Below are 17,280 nucleotides of genomic sequence, written 5' to 3'. Positions count from 1 at the left end.
CGCTAAAAGAGTCAGAATGAGTAGCTGGGCATCCTAGGGATGACCCAGCTACTTATCGTTGATAGCTGGAAATCTGAATCAGATTGCCACACGTATCGTCAAAGGTTGCAACAGTCACCGGACCAGCATCAGTAGGGTCCTGAGTGAATTTCACCCCAAGGCCAGTCAGTCGTTCATACTCAGCTTGAACATCATCTACGGCGAATGACGCAGCTGGGATTCCATCTGCTTTCAGCGCTTCACGATACGGTCCCACCGCTCGGTGCGCCGCCGGTTCAAGTAGCAATTCCGTTCCGTTCTCGTCTTCTGATGAAACAAGTGTCAACCAACTAAATTCACCGACGGGAACGTCGTTCTTAACTTTGAAACCTAGAACCTTGGTGTAGAAATCTTTGGCTTTGTTCTGATCAGAGACAAAAACACTGGTGATGTAAATACGCATTGATAGCGGCCCTTCAAGATAATTGGCGTTCAAATATGTGCGAGCAGCTCAAGGATTCAGGCACCTTGCTAACTCTTCCACATCACCGATACGGGTCAAGATCCAAACAAAAATAGATCCTTAGCGACTCAAGCACGTAACCTATTGATTAACGATAGATACTGATTGATAATCGATCTATGACAAGTTTTACCACCACGCTATTGCGCATCACGTTAGCTATAATCTTCTGCGGCTCTGTACTCGTTCAGCTTTTTGTACTTCCACTGTTTATCAGCGAGGTCCTCACGCAATATCCGGAAGTCGCACAGCTAGCAACACCCTACAAATGGGTGGTCATTCTCGGGATCCTTTGCCTGCAAATCTGCCTGGTCACCATCTGGGCCCTGCTCAACAAGGTCGAGCATCAAGAAATCTTCTCCCCTAACGCGTTGCCATGGATTGATACGTTCATTAGCGCCTGCGTAATCGCTGGTTTCCTGGTTCTCGCTTTGGGCTTCCATTTGTTGGTTATCGTGAACGTTGGTGGCCCGGGAGTTCTGCTGGCAGTTGCAGGAGGTGTCGTCATACCGGCTGGCTTAGCATTACTCATGAAAGTCATGCGACAACTTCTTAACTCGGCAATCACCATGAACAGACAGCTATCGGCATCGCTTTAACTGCGAACATCGAGTCGCAGGACGCAAGCCATAGATATGATCCAGAATCCACTTGAGTACTAAAACGGAGAGTTATTCACTGGCAATCCGCGCGTATTGGATGTGAGCTCCTGTGACAATTCTTTGCTGAATATCACTGATATTTAGACTCAACCCGTCGAAATTCGGTGGCCTAAAACACAATCCCCACATATTTGTCACACGACGTAACATTGACTGCATTCCTCAGTGAAAATCCCCCTAGCCTTGAATGCATGTCAAACGTCGCACCGTCATCAAAACTCCCCCGCTGGATGACCAGCTTCGGGCCGCAGATCATTGCTGCCCTGATCGCCGGTCTCATCTTGGGACTCGTAGCTAAATACACTGGCAGCACCGCCGACGAACCAAATGGTCTTGGACGAGCCTTGTCGATCATCGGTTCCAGCTACGTTTCACTGCTGCGCACCGCGGTTATCCCGCTGATCTTCTTTGCAGTGGTCGCTTCCATCGCTAACCTGTCGAGGGTCACCAACGCAGCTCGACTCGCATGGCAGACCTTGCTGTGGTTTGGCATCACCGCCCTGGTCTCGGTAACCATTGGCATGATCCTAGGTGTCGTATTCCAGCCCGGAGCAAACACGGGGCAGGAAGCACCTGCGGGCTATGACGGTAAGACTGGCGACTGGCTCGGTTTCTTGACCGGGCTCATTCCATCCAACTTCCTTGGACTTGGTGCGAGCACTTCCGTAAGCGATGGCTCGGCAACGACCTCGGTGAGCTTCAACGTATTGCAGATCCTCGTAGTTGCTATTGCCGTCGGCGTCGCAGCCCTGAAGGTTGGCAAAGCTGCTGAACCATTCTTGGATTTCTCCGCCTCAGCATTGGCGATTATCCAAAAGGTCCTATGGTGGATTATTCGTGTAGCTCCTATCGGTACTGTGGGCCTGATCGGTAATGCCGTGGCAACTTACGGTTGGGACACCATCGGCGCACTGGGCAAGTTCACGGTGGCGATCTACATTGGTCTAGCTCTGGTTCTTTTCGGTCTGTATCCGGTCTTGGTCCGTAGCCACGGACTGTCGATCAAGCAGTACTTCTCAGGAGTTTGGCCAGCAGTACAGCTCGGCTTCGTATCCCGCTCATCCATCGGCACCCTGCCATTGACCCAGCGCGTGACCGAACGAAACCTCGGCGTGCCTTCGGGCTATGCTTCGTTCGCCGTTCCCCTGGGCGCCACCACCAAGATGGATGGTTGCGCAGCAATTTATCCTGCGGTAGCTGCCGTCTTCGTCGCTCAGTTCTTCAACATTGATCTGAGCCTCACCGACTACATCTTGATTGCTATCGTTTCGGTACTCGGTTCTGCAGCCACCGCAGGCACCACCGGTGCAGTAGTCATGTTGACCCTGACGCTCTCCACGCTTGGTCTTCCACTTGCTGGTGTCGGCCTGTTGATGGCTGTTGATCCGATCATCGACATGGGTCGCACCGCCGTGAACGTTGCCGGTCAGGCATTGGTTCCAGCCATTGTTGCCAAGCGTGAAGGCATCCTCGATCTGGAGATGTACAACGCACCGCGCAATGGCAACCCCTTCGCTGACGAGTCTGTCGCTGAAGAAACCGCCACAGAACCAGTCACTGCAAAGTAGCCAGGTTCAAACAGGTGAGCGCCCGAGCATTATGCTGGGGCGCTCACCTGTTTAACCACTAAGTGGATTCCACATTCCCCCAACTTGCACAGTGTGCAAGTTTGCACGTAGTGTAAATATGTGACATTTTTAGGTACCAGCACACGTCGCGAACAGAACAAGCAGGCCACTAAGCAGGCCATTGTTGACGCGGTCGCGCAACTTTTACGCCAGGGCACTGGTTCGGCGCCCACTGCTAATCAAATCGCCGATGCGGCAGGCATATCACGACGGACATTGTTCAATTACTTCCCGAGCGTGGACGCCATCTACTCCTATCCCCTTCATCAGGTCTTGGACACGATGGTCGAGTCCATGGAAGAAGATGTCGATTCACTGCCGCTCCTTGAATCGATCATTCAAGGCCTAAAATCTGACGAAGTAGCAGCGCAATTAGGGCAAGTGGCGCACTTCGGTGCCTATATCACTGAGAATGAATCCAATGGCTGCATGACGGCAAACATCAATGAATGGCAGCAGGCGACGTCAGATGTGCTCGAAAAGATCGGACGCCGCTACCCTAACGCCGACCGCTTTTCCATCCGAGTTCTAACTCACGCACTCTTAGGCGCTGGCCAAGCCGCATTTGATGAATGGCTTGAACACATCCCCGCTGATCAAAAACAGAGCACGGACATTACACCAGAGCTCATCGCCACGTTCCATACGCTGGTCACCAATGCAATGCAGACTCTGGAACAAGGCATCACCCACTTTTCGCTAAACAGTACTAGCACCTCGAAGGACCTCTAAGCTCATGGCCTCACTTCTTTATCGCCTGGCACAATGGGCGCACCGTCACCGCATGCGCGTCATTTCGATGTGGCTCGCGGCCTTCATCTTCATCGGTGTTTGCGCCAGCCTGTTCATGGGACAGTTGTCGAATACCTTCACTATCCCGGGCACTGAAACCCAGCGCACCCTCGACCGGATGAAGGAAGAACTCCCGGATCTAGCCGGCGGATCTGGCTCGATCGTGTTCCGTGAAAGCACCGGTAAGGCGTTGAGTGAGGGGCAGAAGAAATCCGTTGCCGAAGCTCTGGAGCAGCTCTCCTTGCAACCTGAGGTTATCGATGCGATGAGCCCCTTCGAACTGCAGGAGAAGCTTGACGAAGCCCAACCAGAAATCGATAAAAACGAAAAGAAACTGGTTGACTCTCAAAAGAAACTCGACGATGCCACCAAGCAGATTGCTGACGGCAAAGTCCAGCTCGAAGATGGCCGCAAAGAACTGACCACCGGTTGGGCTCAGTACTTTGACGGCGAAAAGAAGATCAACGACGCGGAGCCACAAATCGCGGCTGGCGAAAAGAAGCTCAACGACAGCCGTGCACAGTTAGAAGCGGGCCAAAAGGAACTAGATTCTGGTGCCGCACAGCTGGCAGCTGGTGAAGCCAAGTACAAAAAGGGGCTCTCCGAATATAACTCCGGTAAGAGCACCTATGATTCTGGCCTGGCCCAGTACAACGCCGGCGAAAAGAAGCTCGACGCCGCGCAAAAAGAAATTACCGCCGGTGAAAAAGAGTACAAGTCCGGCATGCAGCAGCTCTTGGGTGACTCCTCACGGTCTGAATTCGAGTCCACCTTGGCCGAGGGCAAGAAAACTGCAACTGCTGGCTTGAAAGAAGCCGAAGACGGTCTAGCCAAAGCCAAGGCTGGGCTGGCCGAGGCTGAAGCTGCTATTACCAAGTTGAACTCACAAATCCAGTCCACCGAGCAAGGACTTGAACAGGCAAAAGCCGACGGCGATGACGTCGCTGTAGCCACTTACACCGAGACGTTGAAGCAGCTCAAGGCAGGTCTGAAGCAGGCACAAGAAGGTAAGGCCACGGCCGAAACTGGAATTTCGCAGGCACAGGCCGGTAAAGAACAGGCCACGGCCGCCCTAACGAAAATCTCCCAGGGAGAAGCTGGCCTCAAGCAGCTTGATGCTGCCCGCAAGAAGCTTGATGACGGCCAAGCCCAGGTTGATGTTGGTCGTAAGGAATTGAAGGCAAACAGCAGTAAGCTCAGTGCGGCGAAAACACAGCTTGCCGATGCCAAAAAGCAACTGGATCAAGCAAAGTCTGAAATTGATACCAACAAGGCAAAGCTGGCCCAAGGCCAAAGCAAGTTGGATGCCGGATGGGCTCAGCTCAATGCTGGCCAGAAGGAATTCGATCAGAAGAAGGCTGAATTCCTCAAGGGTAAGGCAGATCTGGTCCAAGCCAAGGCGAAGCTTGATGAGGGCGAAAAGACCATCAAGGAAAAAACTGCTGAGCTAGAGCAAGCCGAAAAGGACGTAGAACAGGGTCAGAAGGACCTTGAGTCCGGACGCGCAGAACTGCAGTTTGCCGCTCGCCAGGTTGGCGCCAATTCCGACATGCGATTCGTCTCTGAAGATCAGAGCACGGCTGTTTCGCAAGTCAGCTTCAAAATTCAGACGGATGCGCTGACCCCAGCTGACCGAGAGCAGATCAAGGCCATTGCCGCCGGGCCGCAGGCCAATGGTGTTGAGGTCCTCTTCTCTAAAGAGATCATGCAGGACATGTCTCAGGTCTTTGGATCATCCGAAATTATCGGTGTAGTGATCGCAGCCATCGTGCTGGTGATCATGCTCGGTACCCTGATCGCTGCCGGCCTGCCACTGCTCTTGGCAGTGCTCGGGGTGGGCGCCGGTGTCGGAACTACGATGGCTTTCTCCTCGGTCATCGACATGGCTTCGATTACCCCTGCGCTAGCGCTCATGCTTGGCCTTGCGGTGGGTATCGACTACGCACTGTTTATCATTCATCGACACCGCACCCAATTGCTGGCCGGAATGGAAGTGGGCGAATCCATCGCACGTGCGGTGGGAACCAGTGGCAACGCCGTAGTTTTCGCCGGCTTGACGGTGATCATCGCTCTGGCAGCACTGGCAGTTCCTGGGCTTCCATTCCTGACCGTGTTGGGCTTATCGGCAGCTTTCACCGTGTTCTGCTCGGTGCTGCTGAACATCACCCTCTTGCCTGCATTGCTCTCACTGGCCGGGAACCGTCTGGTCTCTAAGCGTGCGCGTCGCAAGGCAGCGGCTCAGGCAGAGAATCCTGAAATCAAGGAACCACTTTCTGCTCGCTGGGTTCGTATGGTGACCAAGGTGGCCGTTCCCGCCACGTTGCTTGTCGTGATCGTCCTTGGTGCCATCGCATTGCCAGCAACGCAGATGCGCACTGCACTGCCTGATGGCAGCGCAGAACCTGCCGATTCGCAGGCCTTCCAGGCCTTCGAACAGACCAGTGACAAGTTCGGCGCTGGCTACAACGGTCCGTTGTTGGTCCTGGCTGATCTTCCTGAGAACCTGACTGAGCGTCAGGCACAGTCCAAGGCATTGGACGTGGCGGACATGTTGCGTGAGTACGACGGTGTAGTGGCTGCTATTCCAGTGGCGCTGACCGACAATCACCAGCTCTCGGCCATTCAGGTCATTCCAACGGATGGCCCGTCCTCAGAACAGACCGAAGCACTGGTCCACCAGTTACGAAATGATCATTCGAAATTTGCCGAAGCTACCGGCGTCGACATCGCGGTGACCGGACAGGTTGCTGCCCAGATTGACGTGTCGGAGAAGGTCACCGAGGCGCTGGTTCCGTACCTGAGCATTGTGGTTGGCCTGTCGCTGATCTTGTTGCTCTTGGTCTTCCGCTCAGTCGTGGTTCCATTGCTTGCTACCGGCGGATTCCTACTGTCTTTGGCTGCAGCCTTCGGCGCCAGTGTCATGGTGTACCAATTCGGTTGGTTCTCCAGCTTCTTCGATGTCAATGTCCCCGGACCATTGCTCAGCTTCTTGCCAATTCTGCTCACCGGAATCCTCTTCGGTTTGGCCATGGACTACCAGGTGTTCCTGGTCTCAGCGATGCGTGAACGCTATGCCCATGGCGAGCGAGCTAAGGACGCGGTCCGCTCCGGATTCTCCATGGCTGCCCCTGTGGTCACCGCAGCTGCACTGATCATGATTTCGGTCTTTGCCGGTTTCGTCTTCTCGCACCTTGCGATGATCCGTCCACTGGGCTTCGCCTTGGCCTTCGGTGTGCTCTTTGATGCCTTCATTATCCGTATGACGCTCATCCCAGCGGTGATGCATCTACTCGGAGATAAGGCCTGGTACCTACCGAAGTGGCTGGATAAGATTCTTCCGGATGTTGATGTGGAAGGATCTAAGTTAAATGAGTTGCTGGATTCAGAAGAATCAAGCACTGATGATGACTTTGATCAGGATTACACCAAGGAGAATGCCCCGGTATGAGCACACAGACTCAACCTTCTACGCGACTAGTTCTGGCTTCGGCATCGTGGGGGCGAAAGAAAGTGCTCACCGATGCAGGCCTGGAATTCACTACCCAAGTCTCGAAGGTTGATGAAGATGCGGTGCTCGCAGCGGCAGTAACCCAGCACGGGCCACAGTCCCCAGCACAAACAGCTCAGCTACTGGCTCGCGCTAAGGCTGAGGATGTCGCTGGGGGCGGTCATGCCGAAGGTACGGTAGTCCTCGGATGTGATTCGGTCTTCGAACTCGATGGAGTCGCTTACGGCAAGCCACATACCGAACAGGTGGCCCGTGAACGCTGGCAACAGTTAAGTGGCGCGACCGGCGTATTGCATTCGGGACATTGGCTCGTTGACCCACAGCATCCAGAGAAATCTGTAGGTCGAGTCTCTTCGACAGTAGTTCACTTTTCGACGGTCAGCGATAATGAAATCGAAGCCTACGTCGCTAGCGGTGAGCCATTGCCGTGCGCCGGAGCATTCACCATCGATGGGTTGGCTGCTTCCTTCATTGAATCTATTGAGGGAAACTTCCAGAACGTCGTGGGTGTGGATGTGTTTGTTCTCCGTGAGCTTCTTGCTCAACTAGGAATCAGCATCGTTGATCTCTGGAAATAACTTCTGAATTACGTGTCTGGGACCATTGGTCCTAGGCACGTATTTCTTTGCTATCCAGCGTTGATTCTTTGTTGTAGCCCAACTGACGCATTTGATGGGTATGGCAGTGCCTGCATTGCAGGTATTGGACGATTCCATCCGAGGTGTGATGGGTCGATTGAGTTTCCCAGGAGTGTTCGTGTTCTTCGGCTAGAACGGTGCGGTTGGCAGTTGCGGTGGTACTTATGGTGGTCATGAATTCAGCATGATGTAATGTCCTTATGCAACTCAACCCTTACGGAGAATATGCGGTGCTCCTAGCCGCATCCTTGGCCAACAACTGGCCTGAGAATCGCGACGAAATTGAGCAACGCACCCGGGAGGTCGGCATGACCATGCCTTTCCCAGTACGCCGCAACGACCACCAAGAAACTCGTCAGGTCATTGATGACTGGCTACGCATCGTGGACGCCGACTCGGATCACCAACGTGCGGAATTATTGAATCAGCAAATGTCCCAGGCATCGGCCTATCCCCGCATGGTGGATCACGACGGGGAAGGATGGCATCTGCACTATCGCGATGATGGACAGAGTATGCCTCAAGTGCTCCGTTCCGTGATCGCCGTGGGCACTGCCCTGCACATAACAACTCGCGGAATGCATCGCCTGCGTCGTTGCGAAGCTGAACCCTGCACACAGGTGGTCGTAGACATTACCCGCAATGGACGCCAGCGTTACTGTTCAGTGCGCTGTTCCAACCGCGCAGCGGTCCGTAGGCATCGGAATCGACAGTCATAGCGGTATCGATCAAAATCACGCATTAACAATTCGGTGCGCTCTCAGGCGAGCGTCGCTGGTCCGCGGCACACCAAACTCAATATTTTGTAGGATTCCTCCAAAGTTTTCGGACAAACACCCGGGTTTGACCGTTTAACTACATATAGTTCCCACAAAAACGATAGGCTCCTAGGTAAGAAACCCTAATTTTGAAGACAAGGTTCAAGATGAATCAATTGACGAAGGTGCTAATCGCCAACCGCGGCGAGATTGCAGTGCGTATTATCCGTGCCGCACGCGATGAAGGAATCGAGTCTGTAGCGGTCTATGCAGATTCCGACCGTGATGCACTGCATGTGCGTTTGGCTGACGAAGCCTACGCGCTAGGTGGCACCACCGCCGCTGAGTCGTACCTTCGCATTGAGAAAATCCTAGATGCCGCTGAACGCTCCGGCGCTGACGCCATTCACCCGGGCTACGGTTTCCTTTCCGAAAACGCCGAATTTGCTCAGGCTGTCATCGACGCGGGACTGACCTGGATCGGCCCTTCGCCTGATTCCATTGATCAGCTTGGCGACAAGGTCAAGGCCCGCCACATTGCTGAAAAGGTTGGCGCCCCGTTAGTCCCAGGTACCAAGGACCCAGTAGCTTCGGCTGACGAGGTTTATGCCTTCGCCGATGAGCATGGTCTTCCACTGGCTATCAAGGCTGCCTACGGCGGTGGCGGACGCGGTATCAAGGTCGTGCGCAACCGTGAAGAAATCGGTGAGCTCTACGACTCCGCAGTCCGTGAAGCAGTGGCCGCCTTCGGCCGCGGTGAATGCTTCATTGAACGCTTCCTTGACGCACCACGCCACGTAGAGACCCAGTGCCTGGCCGATGCCCACGGCAATGTAGTTGTGGTTTCCACCCGCGACTGCTCCTTGCAGCGTCGCAACCAGAAACTGGTGGAAGAAGCTCCAGCACCATTCTTGAGCGAAGAGCAGACCACTCGCCTGTATGAGGCTTCCAAAGCGATCCTGCGTGAAGCCAAATACACCGGAGCCGGTACCTGCGAATTCTTGGTGGGCCAGGACGGCGTGATCTCCTTCCTCGAGGTCAACACCCGTTTGCAGGTAGAGCACCCAGTTTCTGAAGAAGTGACCGGACTAGATCTGGTGCGCGAGCAGTTCCGCATCGCCCGTGGCGAAGAACTTGGCTACACCGACCCAGAAGTGCGCGGCCACTCCTTCGAATTCCGCATCAACGGCGAAGACGCCGGCCGTAACTTCATGCCAACCCCAGGCACCATCACCAAGATGAACCTGCCATCAGGTCCGGGCGTCCGCGTTGATTCCGGCATTGAGCAGGGCGAGAGCGTTTCGGGGAACTTCGACTCGATGATCTCCAAGCTGATTGTCACCGGAAGCACCCGTGAAGTTGCGGCAGCTCGTGCCCGCCGCGCGCTGGAAGAATTCCAGATTGAAGGCATGGCGACCGTGTTGCCATTCCACCGTGCCGTCATGAGCGACCCAGCCTTTGTTCCTGCTGAAGGTCCTTTCAAGGTTCATACCCGCTGGATTGAAACCGAATTCAGCACGGTAATCGAACCACACCCAATGCCGGGAGCAGAAGCTGAAACCGAAGAGGGCGAGCGCACCAGCGTCACCGTCGAGGTCGGCGGTAAGCGTTTGGAAGTGACGCTTCCTTCCTCCCTGGGCTCGATCTCTGCCAATGGCGCAGACCGCGCCGCAGGTAAGAAGAAGCGCAAGCCTAGCCGCAAGAGTGCAGCAGGAGCTAGCGCCAACTCTGCTGAGCTACGTTCGCCGATGCAGGGCACCATTGTGAAGGTCGCTGTCGAAAACGGCACCGAAGTAGCTCAGGGTGATCTCATCGTTGTACTTGAAGCCATGAAGATGGAACAACCCATCACCGCGCACCGCGATGGTGTGGTCAACGGTCTTCAGGTTGCCGCCGGTGAGACCTTGTCCTCCGGCGCTGTCATCGCGACGATTGACGATGCTAGCTAAGAAAATTTCGTAGCAAAGTTGTGGGGTTCGAACGTGTTGTACGCGTTCGGACCCCACAACTTTTTGTTTGCATCACACCTTGAGCTGTCAGTTACTGACGAGCGAGCCATTCCGTAAAAGTCTGTTGACCCAAACGGGCTGAGCCACCTGGCAGGATGCCACCATTTCTGAGGGCTTTACCCATGGCCCCGGGGACCGGAACCTCAATAATCTTGGAGTTCTTGCCCTGATGCTTCAGATACTGGGCAAAGAGTTCTGGCATGTCTTCTTCCTTAGGACCTGCAAGGTCTTGCACGAGTCCCTGTGCGGGTTGTAGAGCCAGCTCAATAAGTGCGGCGGCCACTTCAACCCCAGCGATGGGTTGCAGCCGCATTTTCGGTGCCATCTGTACCGGGCCAGCACCAAGACGATCAATGTTCTGCCCGACGAATTCGTGGAATTGAGTGCTGCGCAAGATGGTGCAGCCACCGTCGAGAATTTGCAGCATGCGCTCTTGGGCCGCCTTACCGGCGTAGTACCCCGAATCGATCTCAGCGGCTCCCACAATGGAGAGCGCTACGTGATTTTTTACTCCAGCCTCACGCCCTACCCGGATGAGGTTCGAAGTTGATTGCGTGAAGTAACGCATGGCCGTTGACGCGCTGGTGGTTGATGCTCCTGAGACATCAATGACCGCTCGGCAATCGACCAACCACTGTTTCACTGAGTGCAGGTTCGTCAGGTCGCATCCGGCCGATCTGGAGAGCACCAGAGGCTCGTGACCTTGAGTTTTGAGTTCTTCTACGACTAACCGGCCGATAGCTCCGGTTCCACCAGCAACTGCAATACGCATGGGCTCTTCCCCTTCGATAAGCATCGATGACAAAGCCATACTTGCACATAAATATTTCGGGCATCAACGAAGAAAGCCTGGCAGTTCACCATTGGTGATCTGCCAGGCCCTAGCTCGTGAAAACTTCTAGTTATTCAACGAACTCTTCCATGTCGATGTCCGTGGTGTCACGTGACAAGAACAGTGCAACCAAGGTGAGTACCGCACCCAAAGCCAGGTACAGGCCAACGCCGACAGTGTTGCCAGATCCGGCCTTCCACAGTGCCACTGCCACGAAGGAAGCAGGAGCTGCACCAATTACCGAGGACAGGTTGTAGGCAACCGCAGAGCCGGTGTAGCGGACGTTCGAGGGGAATAGCTCCGGCAGGTAGGCAGCCATCGGACCAAAGGTCAGACCCATCAGGGTGAAGCCAACGATCAGGCCGGCCATCGCCGCACCCTGACCAGGGCCGAAGAACAGGGTCCAGGCTAGGCCGAAGACCAAAATACCGGCCGAAACCCAAATCAGGAACTTACGGCGACCAAACTTCTCAGCCAGCGGGCCAGAGACCACGGTGAAGATACCGAAGAAGACAACGCCGATGATCAGCATGGTCAAGAAGGTCGGGCGATCGATGCCCAGACCTGGAACAAATCCAGCAGGGTCAAAGGTCTTACCCTTCGCTGCGGCCGCAGCGGCTGCCTGCTCAACAGTGGCTGGCTGGGTGCCGTAGGTCAGGGTGAAGGAAGTCATCAGGTAGAACAACACGTAGGTGGCCAACATGATGAAGGTACCTGCCAAAGTTGGGCGCCAGTGCTTCTTCATGGTCACCGCGAATGGCGACTTAACAACCTTCTTTTCATCCAGAACCTTCTGGAATGAGGCGGATTCAACCAGTTTCAGACGAACCCACAGTCCAATGACCACCATGACGGCTGAGAAGAAGAACGGAATACGCCAGCCCCAGGCTTGGAACTGTTCAGGGGTGCTCCAAGTTTGCAGGGCAACAAAGATCAGGTTCGCAATGATGAAACCGATTGGTGCACCCAGCTGTGGGAATGTGCCGTAGATGGCTCGCTTGTTCTTCGGTGCATTCTCGGTGGCCAGCAGGGCCGCGCCGGACCATTCGCCACCCAGTGCCAAGCCCTGAGCAAAACGCAGGATCACCAAGGCCAAGGGAGCCAGCACGGTCCAGTGGCCGGCAGCAGGCGGCAAGAAGCCGATGAGGAAGGTAGCAATACCCATCAAGAGCAGCGAAGCAACCAGGGTACCCTTGCGACCGAGCTTGTCCCCGTAGTGGCCGAACACAATCGAACCCAGCGGGCGGGCGACAAATGCGACACCGAAAATCGCGAACGATGAGAGGATCGCGTTAATGGCGGTAGCGTTCGGGAAGAACAGTGCCGGGAATACGAGTACCGACGCGGTGGCGTAGGCGTAGAAATCGAAGAATTCGACCGTGGTGCCGATCATGCTGGCAAACAACACGCGTCCGCGAGAGTTTTCCTTTGGCACCACCGTCTGGTTAGCCTGCGACATTGAGGCTGCTCCTTAGGGTGAAAATACGAGTAAATCGTTCATTTACGAATGTCACAATCTTAAACCTCTTTGCCCAGTATTCGGATATTGATGTCCACTATTTGGACGTCACTGGGCGATAAAAGCAGCGCTCCGACCCCATTCACCGCCTAACTAGCGGGAATGCGAGGGTTCACATATTGAGACGTGACTAGTTCAAAGACGAATCCTACTTATACCAAAAGACAAACCCAAAGTGAATAGCATCACCGTATTTCAAAAATACCCAGTTAACACAGCAACGGCGGTATCTTGCGTAAAAAACGCAGATACCGCCGTTGCGGAATGCAGAAATTAGCTGTGTCGGTGCAGACGGCGTGCGGCCTCTGCCAACGAACCAGACAGCGATGGGTAGACGGTGAAGGTCTCAGCAACGTCATCGACGTGCAGTCCATTCTGAACTGCCAGTGCCAGGGAGTAGATCAGCTCACTGGCTCGTGGTGCGACAACGACGCCGCCAATGACCGTACCCGAACCCTTGCGCGAAACGATCTTCACGAAACCGTGTTCCACGTTCATCATCTTTGCGCGCGCGTTGGCGTTCAGGTCCACCTTGATGATGTTGGCCTGGTACTTGCCCTCCGCGACCGCACGCTGGGTGACACCAACGGTAGCGATTTCAGGAGAGGTAAAGACGTTGGAAGCCACTCGGTCAAGGTTCAAAGGCTTCACCGAATCACCCAGCAAGTGAGCGACGGCAATTCGCCCCTGCATCGCAGCCACAGAAGCTAGGGCGAAAACGCCGGTGCAGTCACCGGTGGCGTAAATGTTGGTGGCGGTGGTGCGCGAAACACCATCAACCTTGATATGTCCCGAGTCGCTGAGCTGGACACCAGCTTCTTCCAAACCGATGTTCGCAGTGTTGGGAATGCCGCCCACTGCGACCAGGCAATGGCTACCTTCCAGCACACGCCCATCGGCCAGGGTAACGAAGACCTTATCGCCCTTGCGTTCCACCCCTTCTGCGCGAGCCTGTGCCACAACATTGACGCCGTTCTCCTTGAACGCGTCTTCCAGCACGCCAGCTGCGTCAGCGTCCTCGCCTGGCAATACGCGATCACGTGACGAAACCAGGGTGACCTTGGCGCCAAGCAGGTTGTAGGCCGAAGCGAACTCAGCACCGGTGACACCGGAACCAACAACGATCAGGTGCTCTGGCACCTCGTTCATGTTGTAAATCTGAGTCCAGTTAAAAATGCGTTCGCCATCCGGCTTAGCCGAAGGAAGTTCACGAGGGTGAGCGCCAACCGCGAGGAGGATCGCGTCGGCTTCGAGGGTCTGTTCCGAGCCGTCCGGGTGGGCCACGGCCACGGTGTTCCGGTCAATTAGACGACCTTCACCAATAACGATGCGAACCCCGTTGCGTTCCAGACCTGTGCGAATATCTGAGGACTGCTCCTTGGCAAGGTCCAACAGTCGGTGGTTGACCACCGAAAAATCTGTCACTGCGGTGTCGAGTCCATCAACATGGACACCAAAAGCCTCAGCCTGCTTCACGCGACGCACGGCGTCGGCGGTAGCGATCAGGGTCTTGGACGGTACGACATCGGTCAGCACTGCTGAACCGCCCATACCGGCACGTTCTACAACGGTGACATTGGCGCCCAGCTGGGCTGCCCCCATGGCAGCTTCATAGCCGCCTGGACCGCCACCGAGAATGACTAAACGGGTTGCTTTATTCGTACGATCTGCGCTCACAAAATCTATTGTTCCCCATGTCCGTTCAATGCGCACATCGAAAGGCCATTTTTGGACGTGATATTGATTCTGAAGCACTAGTTTCACCTGACAAAGCGCCCCGCTACCGGTAGCGTATTGCCCGTGACTGATATGCATAATGACCCACAGGCTCTAGCAGCCCAGGCTGCACAGGTAATCGCCGAGCAGACCAACGTTGAGAAACACGATATTGCGCTAGTGCTGGGCTCCGGATGGGGCCAGGCCGCCGAACTGATCGGTGAAACGACCCACACCCTGGATGCCACCACTATCCCCGGCTTCCACGCCTCCGCCGTTCCAGGCCACAAGGGCAGCATCTCCTCGATCCTGACCTCCACCGGCAAGCGCGTGCTCGTGCTCGGTGCCCGCACCCACTACTACGAAGGCCACGGCGTACGCGCGGTGGTCCACGGCATCCGCACCGCTGCGGCTGCCGGCTGCGAACAACTGGTACTGACCAACGGTTGCGGCGGCTTGAACGAAAACTGGGCGCCCGGCACCCCAGTAATGATCTCCGATCACATCAACCTCACTGCCACTTCCCCACTAGAGGGCGCAACCTTCGTTGATCTGACTGACCTGTACTCCTCGCGCATCCGTGAGATCGCTCGTGAAGTGGACTCCAGCCTTGATGAAGGTGTCTACGCACAGTTCACCGGACCGCATTACGAAACTCCAGCCGAGGTTCAGTACGCCAAGAGAATCGGTGCAGATCTTGTGGGTATGTCCACCGCGCTCGAAGCCATCGCCGCACGCCACGCAGGCATGGAAATCTTCGGCATGTCATTGGTGACTAACCTGGCTGCCGGTATCAGCCCGGTCCCACTAAGCCACCAGGAAGTCATCGAGGCCGGTCAGGCTGCTGGGCCTCGCATCTCCAAGTTGCTGGCACAGATTATCGCCAAGCTCTAAGAGACCTTGTAGTACTGGGAATCAACGGCGTTCTTCTCAAAGGGAAAACAGTGAATCACACACAAAAGATCCAGCTTCTCACCGAAGCTGGCAACTGGGCGGCTCAGGATCCAGATCCGGAAACCCAAGCCGAACTGCAGCAACTGATCGAACGAGTCAACAACGGGGATGCACCAGCATTTGATGACCTCGCTGACCGTTTTAGTGGAGTGCTGGAATTCGGTACGGCGGGCCTGCGTGCCGAACTAGGCGCCGGTCCAATGCGCATGAACACTGTCGTGGTCATGCGTACCGCCGCTGGAATCGCTCGTTTCCTCACTGAGAAGGCCGCCGGCCAGTACACACCCAAGGTGGTCATCGGTTTTGATGCCCGCTTCAACTCGGACGTTTTCGCCCAAGCCTCCGCAGGGATTTTTGTGGCTGCTGGCTTCGACGTGCTGCTGATGCCAGCACCACTGCCCACCCCGGTACTGGCCTGGGCTGTCCGCGAATTCTCTGCCGAAGCCGGCATCATGGTCACCGCCAGCCATAACCCGCCACGAGATAACGGGTACAAGGTTTATGTTGGTGGACGCGTCACCGACGATGCGGGACGCGGAGCACAGATCGTCTCCCCTATCGACGCACAAATCGCTGAACTGATCGACCATGAACAACCGGTAGCCCAGATCCAGCGGGCCACCTCCGGCTGGGAGGTGCTCCCCGCAACCGGGGCCGAAGGCGATATTGAAGCTGCCTATCTGGCAGCTATCGCCCCAGTCATCCCCGCTGCCAAGAGTGATGATGAGGTCCGCAAGAACCTGCGCGTTGTCGTCTCGGCCATGCATGGCGTGGGCGGGCATACGATGAAGCAGGCACTGCTTGATGCAGGGTTCAGTGATGTCCATATGGTTGCCGAACAAGAACAACCAGATCCGCTGTTCCCCACGGTCAGCTTCCCTAACCCTGAAGAACCAGGGGCCATCGACCTGTCACTTGATTTAGCACGCAAGGTTCAAGCAGACCTGGTCATCGCCAATGACCCAGATGCTGACCGTTGTGCCGCTGCGATCCTCGACGGTGATTCTTGGCGGATGCTGCGCGGCGACGAAGTGGGATGGTTGCTGGGAGACCAGGTTTCCAAGAGCCTGCCAGAGGGTAAGAAGCTGGCTAACTCGATCGTTTCTTCTCGCATGCTGGCCGCCATCGCCAAAGACGCGGGCCGCGAACACGAAGAGACCTTGACCGGATTCAAATGGATTTCCCGCGTTGAAAACTTGGGCTTCGGCTACGAGGAAGCCCTGGGTTATTGTGTCGCCCCAGACCTGGTTCGCGACAAGGACGGCATCTCGGCTGGAATTGTCTTGGCCGATTTGGCTGCCGGGCTCAAGGCTAACAACAGCTCATTGGCCACGCGCCTCGATGAGCTGGCAGCCAAGTACGGGGTACACGTCACCGACCAGCTCTCCCTGCGTTTCACTGACCTGGCGCAGATTCCCGTATTGATGGATCGTTTCCGCGATCAGGCCCCTGAAACCCTAGGTGGTTCTGAAGTTTCCGAGGTCACCGATCTGTCCAAGGGGACCGAAAAGTTGCCGGCCACCAATGCGATCATTTTGCATACCTTCTCGGGTGCACGGGTGATCGTTCGCCCTTCGGGCACCGAACCCAAGCTCAAATGCTACTTGGAAACAATTGAGCCGGTTGATGATCTCTCCGGGGTACCGGAAGCCCGCCAACGAGCTACCGAACAGGTGCAGGCAATCAAGAAGGAATTGGCAGCCTACCTGAATGCCAATTAGGCTTGCCCTTTCGAGACTTTCATTTGAATCACTTGAGATCT

14 protein-coding genes are annotated in these 17,280 nt (G+C 55.5%); 9 read left to right on the top strand and 5 right to left on the bottom strand.

All coding sequences use genetic code 11. The features are described 5' to 3' along the window. Nucleotides 1–52: 52 nt before the first annotated feature. Nucleotides 53–442, bottom strand: a complete 390-nt coding sequence (locus QMQ05_RS03975; RefSeq protein ID WP_345474624.1) for a VOC family protein — start codon at nt 440–442, stop codon at nt 53–55. Between the two features lie 179 nt (nt 443–621). Between QMQ05_RS03975 and QMQ05_RS03970 the strand changes: the two genes are divergently transcribed. The 5 genes from QMQ05_RS03970 to QMQ05_RS03950 all read left to right on the top strand — a co-directional run bounded on the left by QMQ05_RS03970 (nt 622) and on the right by QMQ05_RS03950 (nt 7,670). Beyond that, nucleotides 622–1,101, top strand: a complete 480-nt coding sequence (locus tag QMQ05_RS03970; RefSeq protein ID WP_345473192.1) for a DUF2975 domain-containing protein — start codon at nt 622–624, stop codon at nt 1,099–1,101. A 254-nt stretch (nt 1,102–1,355) separates the two neighbouring features. Continuing rightward, nucleotides 1,356–2,732 carry a dicarboxylate/amino acid:cation symporter gene (locus QMQ05_RS03965; protein WP_345473190.1) on the top strand — a complete coding sequence of 459 codons (1,377 nt, stop codon included), beginning with the start codon at nt 1,356–1,358 and terminating at the stop codon, nt 2,730–2,732. A 120-nt stretch (nt 2,733–2,852) separates the two neighbouring features. Further along, a complete protein-coding gene (locus QMQ05_RS03960) occupies nt 2,853–3,524 on the top strand; it encodes a TetR/AcrR family transcriptional regulator (RefSeq protein ID WP_345473188.1) in 672 nt (223 codons plus the stop codon). A gap of 4 nt (nt 3,525–3,528) precedes the next feature. Next, nucleotides 3,529–7,032: an MMPL family transporter gene (locus tag QMQ05_RS03955; protein WP_345473186.1), complete on the top strand. Its 3,504-nt coding sequence runs from the start codon at nt 3,529–3,531 to the stop codon at nt 7,030–7,032. Next, a complete protein-coding gene (locus QMQ05_RS03950; RefSeq protein WP_345473184.1) occupies nt 7,029–7,670 on the top strand; it encodes a Maf family protein in 642 nt (213 codons plus the stop codon). Before QMQ05_RS03955 ends, QMQ05_RS03950 begins: the two co-directional genes overlap by 4 nt. 31 nt (nt 7,671–7,701) lie before the next feature. Here QMQ05_RS03950 and QMQ05_RS03945 read toward each other — a convergent pair whose 3' ends face one another. Further along, nucleotides 7,702–7,905 carry a hypothetical protein gene (locus QMQ05_RS03945; RefSeq protein ID WP_334122469.1) on the bottom strand — a complete coding sequence of 68 codons (204 nt, stop codon included), beginning with the start codon at nt 7,903–7,905 and terminating at the stop codon, nt 7,702–7,704. A 25-nt stretch (nt 7,906–7,930) separates the two neighbouring features. Here QMQ05_RS03945 and QMQ05_RS03940 point away from each other — a divergent pair, with 25 nt between their 5' ends. Both QMQ05_RS03940 and QMQ05_RS03935 read left to right on the top strand, forming a co-directional pair. Further along, on the top strand, nt 7,931–8,449 hold the full coding sequence (locus QMQ05_RS03940) for a CGNR zinc finger domain-containing protein (protein WP_345473181.1): 519 nt from the start codon (nt 7,931–7,933) through the stop codon (nt 8,447–8,449). A 206-nt stretch (nt 8,450–8,655) separates the two neighbouring features. Beyond that, on the top strand, nt 8,656–10,437 hold the full coding sequence (locus QMQ05_RS03935; RefSeq protein ID WP_345473179.1) for an acetyl/propionyl/methylcrotonyl-CoA carboxylase subunit alpha: 1,782 nt from the start codon (nt 8,656–8,658) through the stop codon (nt 10,435–10,437). 91 nt (nt 10,438–10,528) lie between these two features. Here QMQ05_RS03935 and QMQ05_RS03930 read toward each other — a convergent pair whose 3' ends face one another. The 3 genes from QMQ05_RS03930 to QMQ05_RS03920 form a co-directional block, all read right to left on the bottom strand. Continuing rightward, nucleotides 10,529–11,269: an SDR family oxidoreductase gene (locus tag QMQ05_RS03930; protein ID WP_345473177.1), complete on the bottom strand. Its 741-nt coding sequence runs from the start codon at nt 11,267–11,269 to the stop codon at nt 10,529–10,531. A gap of 130 nt (nt 11,270–11,399) precedes the next feature. Further along, nucleotides 11,400–12,788: an MFS transporter gene (locus QMQ05_RS03925; protein WP_345473175.1), complete on the bottom strand. Its 1,389-nt coding sequence runs from the start codon at nt 12,786–12,788 to the stop codon at nt 11,400–11,402. A 333-nt stretch (nt 12,789–13,121) separates the two neighbouring features. Further along, nucleotides 13,122–14,525 (bottom strand): NAD(P)H-quinone dehydrogenase, encoded by a 1,404-nt coding sequence (locus QMQ05_RS03920; protein WP_058255371.1) that lies wholly within the window; start codon nt 14,523–14,525, stop codon nt 13,122–13,124. Between the two features lie 132 nt (nt 14,526–14,657). Here QMQ05_RS03920 and QMQ05_RS03915 point away from each other — a divergent pair, with 132 nt between their 5' ends. Further along, complete coding sequence (locus QMQ05_RS03915; protein ID WP_058255372.1) at nt 14,658–15,458, top strand: purine-nucleoside phosphorylase; 801 nt, start codon at nt 14,658–14,660, stop codon at nt 15,456–15,458. Between the two features lie 50 nt (nt 15,459–15,508). After that, the gene (locus QMQ05_RS03910; protein WP_345473171.1) at nt 15,509–17,239 is read left to right on the top strand and encodes a phospho-sugar mutase; all 1,731 of its coding nucleotides are present in this window, start codon (nt 15,509–15,511) and stop codon (nt 17,237–17,239) included. Nucleotides 17,240–17,280: the final 41 nt, after the last annotated feature.

Source organism: Glutamicibacter sp. B1 (assembly GCF_039602135.1).
In the GTDB taxonomy this organism is placed as follows: domain Bacteria; phylum Actinomycetota; class Actinomycetes; order Actinomycetales; family Micrococcaceae; genus Glutamicibacter; species Glutamicibacter ectropisis.
This window is presented reverse-complemented; position numbering and strand designations above follow the sequence as displayed.

Bases quoted from the DNA above. Each gene is read 5' to 3' on its own strand.
- QMQ05_RS03975 (WP_345474624.1), bottom strand. From the start codon at position 442: ATGCGTATTTACATCACCAGTGTTTTTGTCTCTGATCAGAACAAAGCC.
- QMQ05_RS03970 (WP_345473192.1), top strand. From the start codon at position 622: ATGACAAGTTTTACCACCACGCTATTGCGCATCACGTTAGCTATAATC.
- QMQ05_RS03965 (WP_345473190.1), top strand. From the start codon at position 1,356: ATGTCAAACGTCGCACCGTCATCAAAACTCCCCCGCTGGATGACCAGC.
- QMQ05_RS03955 (WP_345473186.1), top strand. From the start codon at position 3,529: ATGGCCTCACTTCTTTATCGCCTGGCACAATGGGCGCACCGTCACCGC.
- QMQ05_RS03950 (WP_345473184.1), top strand. From the start codon at position 7,029: ATGAGCACACAGACTCAACCTTCTACGCGACTAGTTCTGGCTTCGGCA.
- QMQ05_RS03945 (WP_334122469.1), bottom strand. From the start codon at position 7,905: ATGACCACCATAAGTACCACCGCAACTGCCAACCGCACCGTTCTAGCC.
- QMQ05_RS03940 (WP_345473181.1), top strand. From the start codon at position 7,931: ATGCAACTCAACCCTTACGGAGAATATGCGGTGCTCCTAGCCGCATCC.
- QMQ05_RS03935 (WP_345473179.1), top strand. From the start codon at position 8,656: ATGAATCAATTGACGAAGGTGCTAATCGCCAACCGCGGCGAGATTGCA.
- QMQ05_RS03930 (WP_345473177.1), bottom strand. From the start codon at position 11,269: ATGCGTATTGCAGTTGCTGGTGGAACCGGAGCTATCGGCCGGTTAGTC.
- QMQ05_RS03925 (WP_345473175.1), bottom strand. From the start codon at position 12,788: ATGTCGCAGGCTAACCAGACGGTGGTGCCAAAGGAAAACTCTCGCGGA.
- QMQ05_RS03915 (WP_058255372.1), top strand. From the start codon at position 14,658: ATGCATAATGACCCACAGGCTCTAGCAGCCCAGGCTGCACAGGTAATC.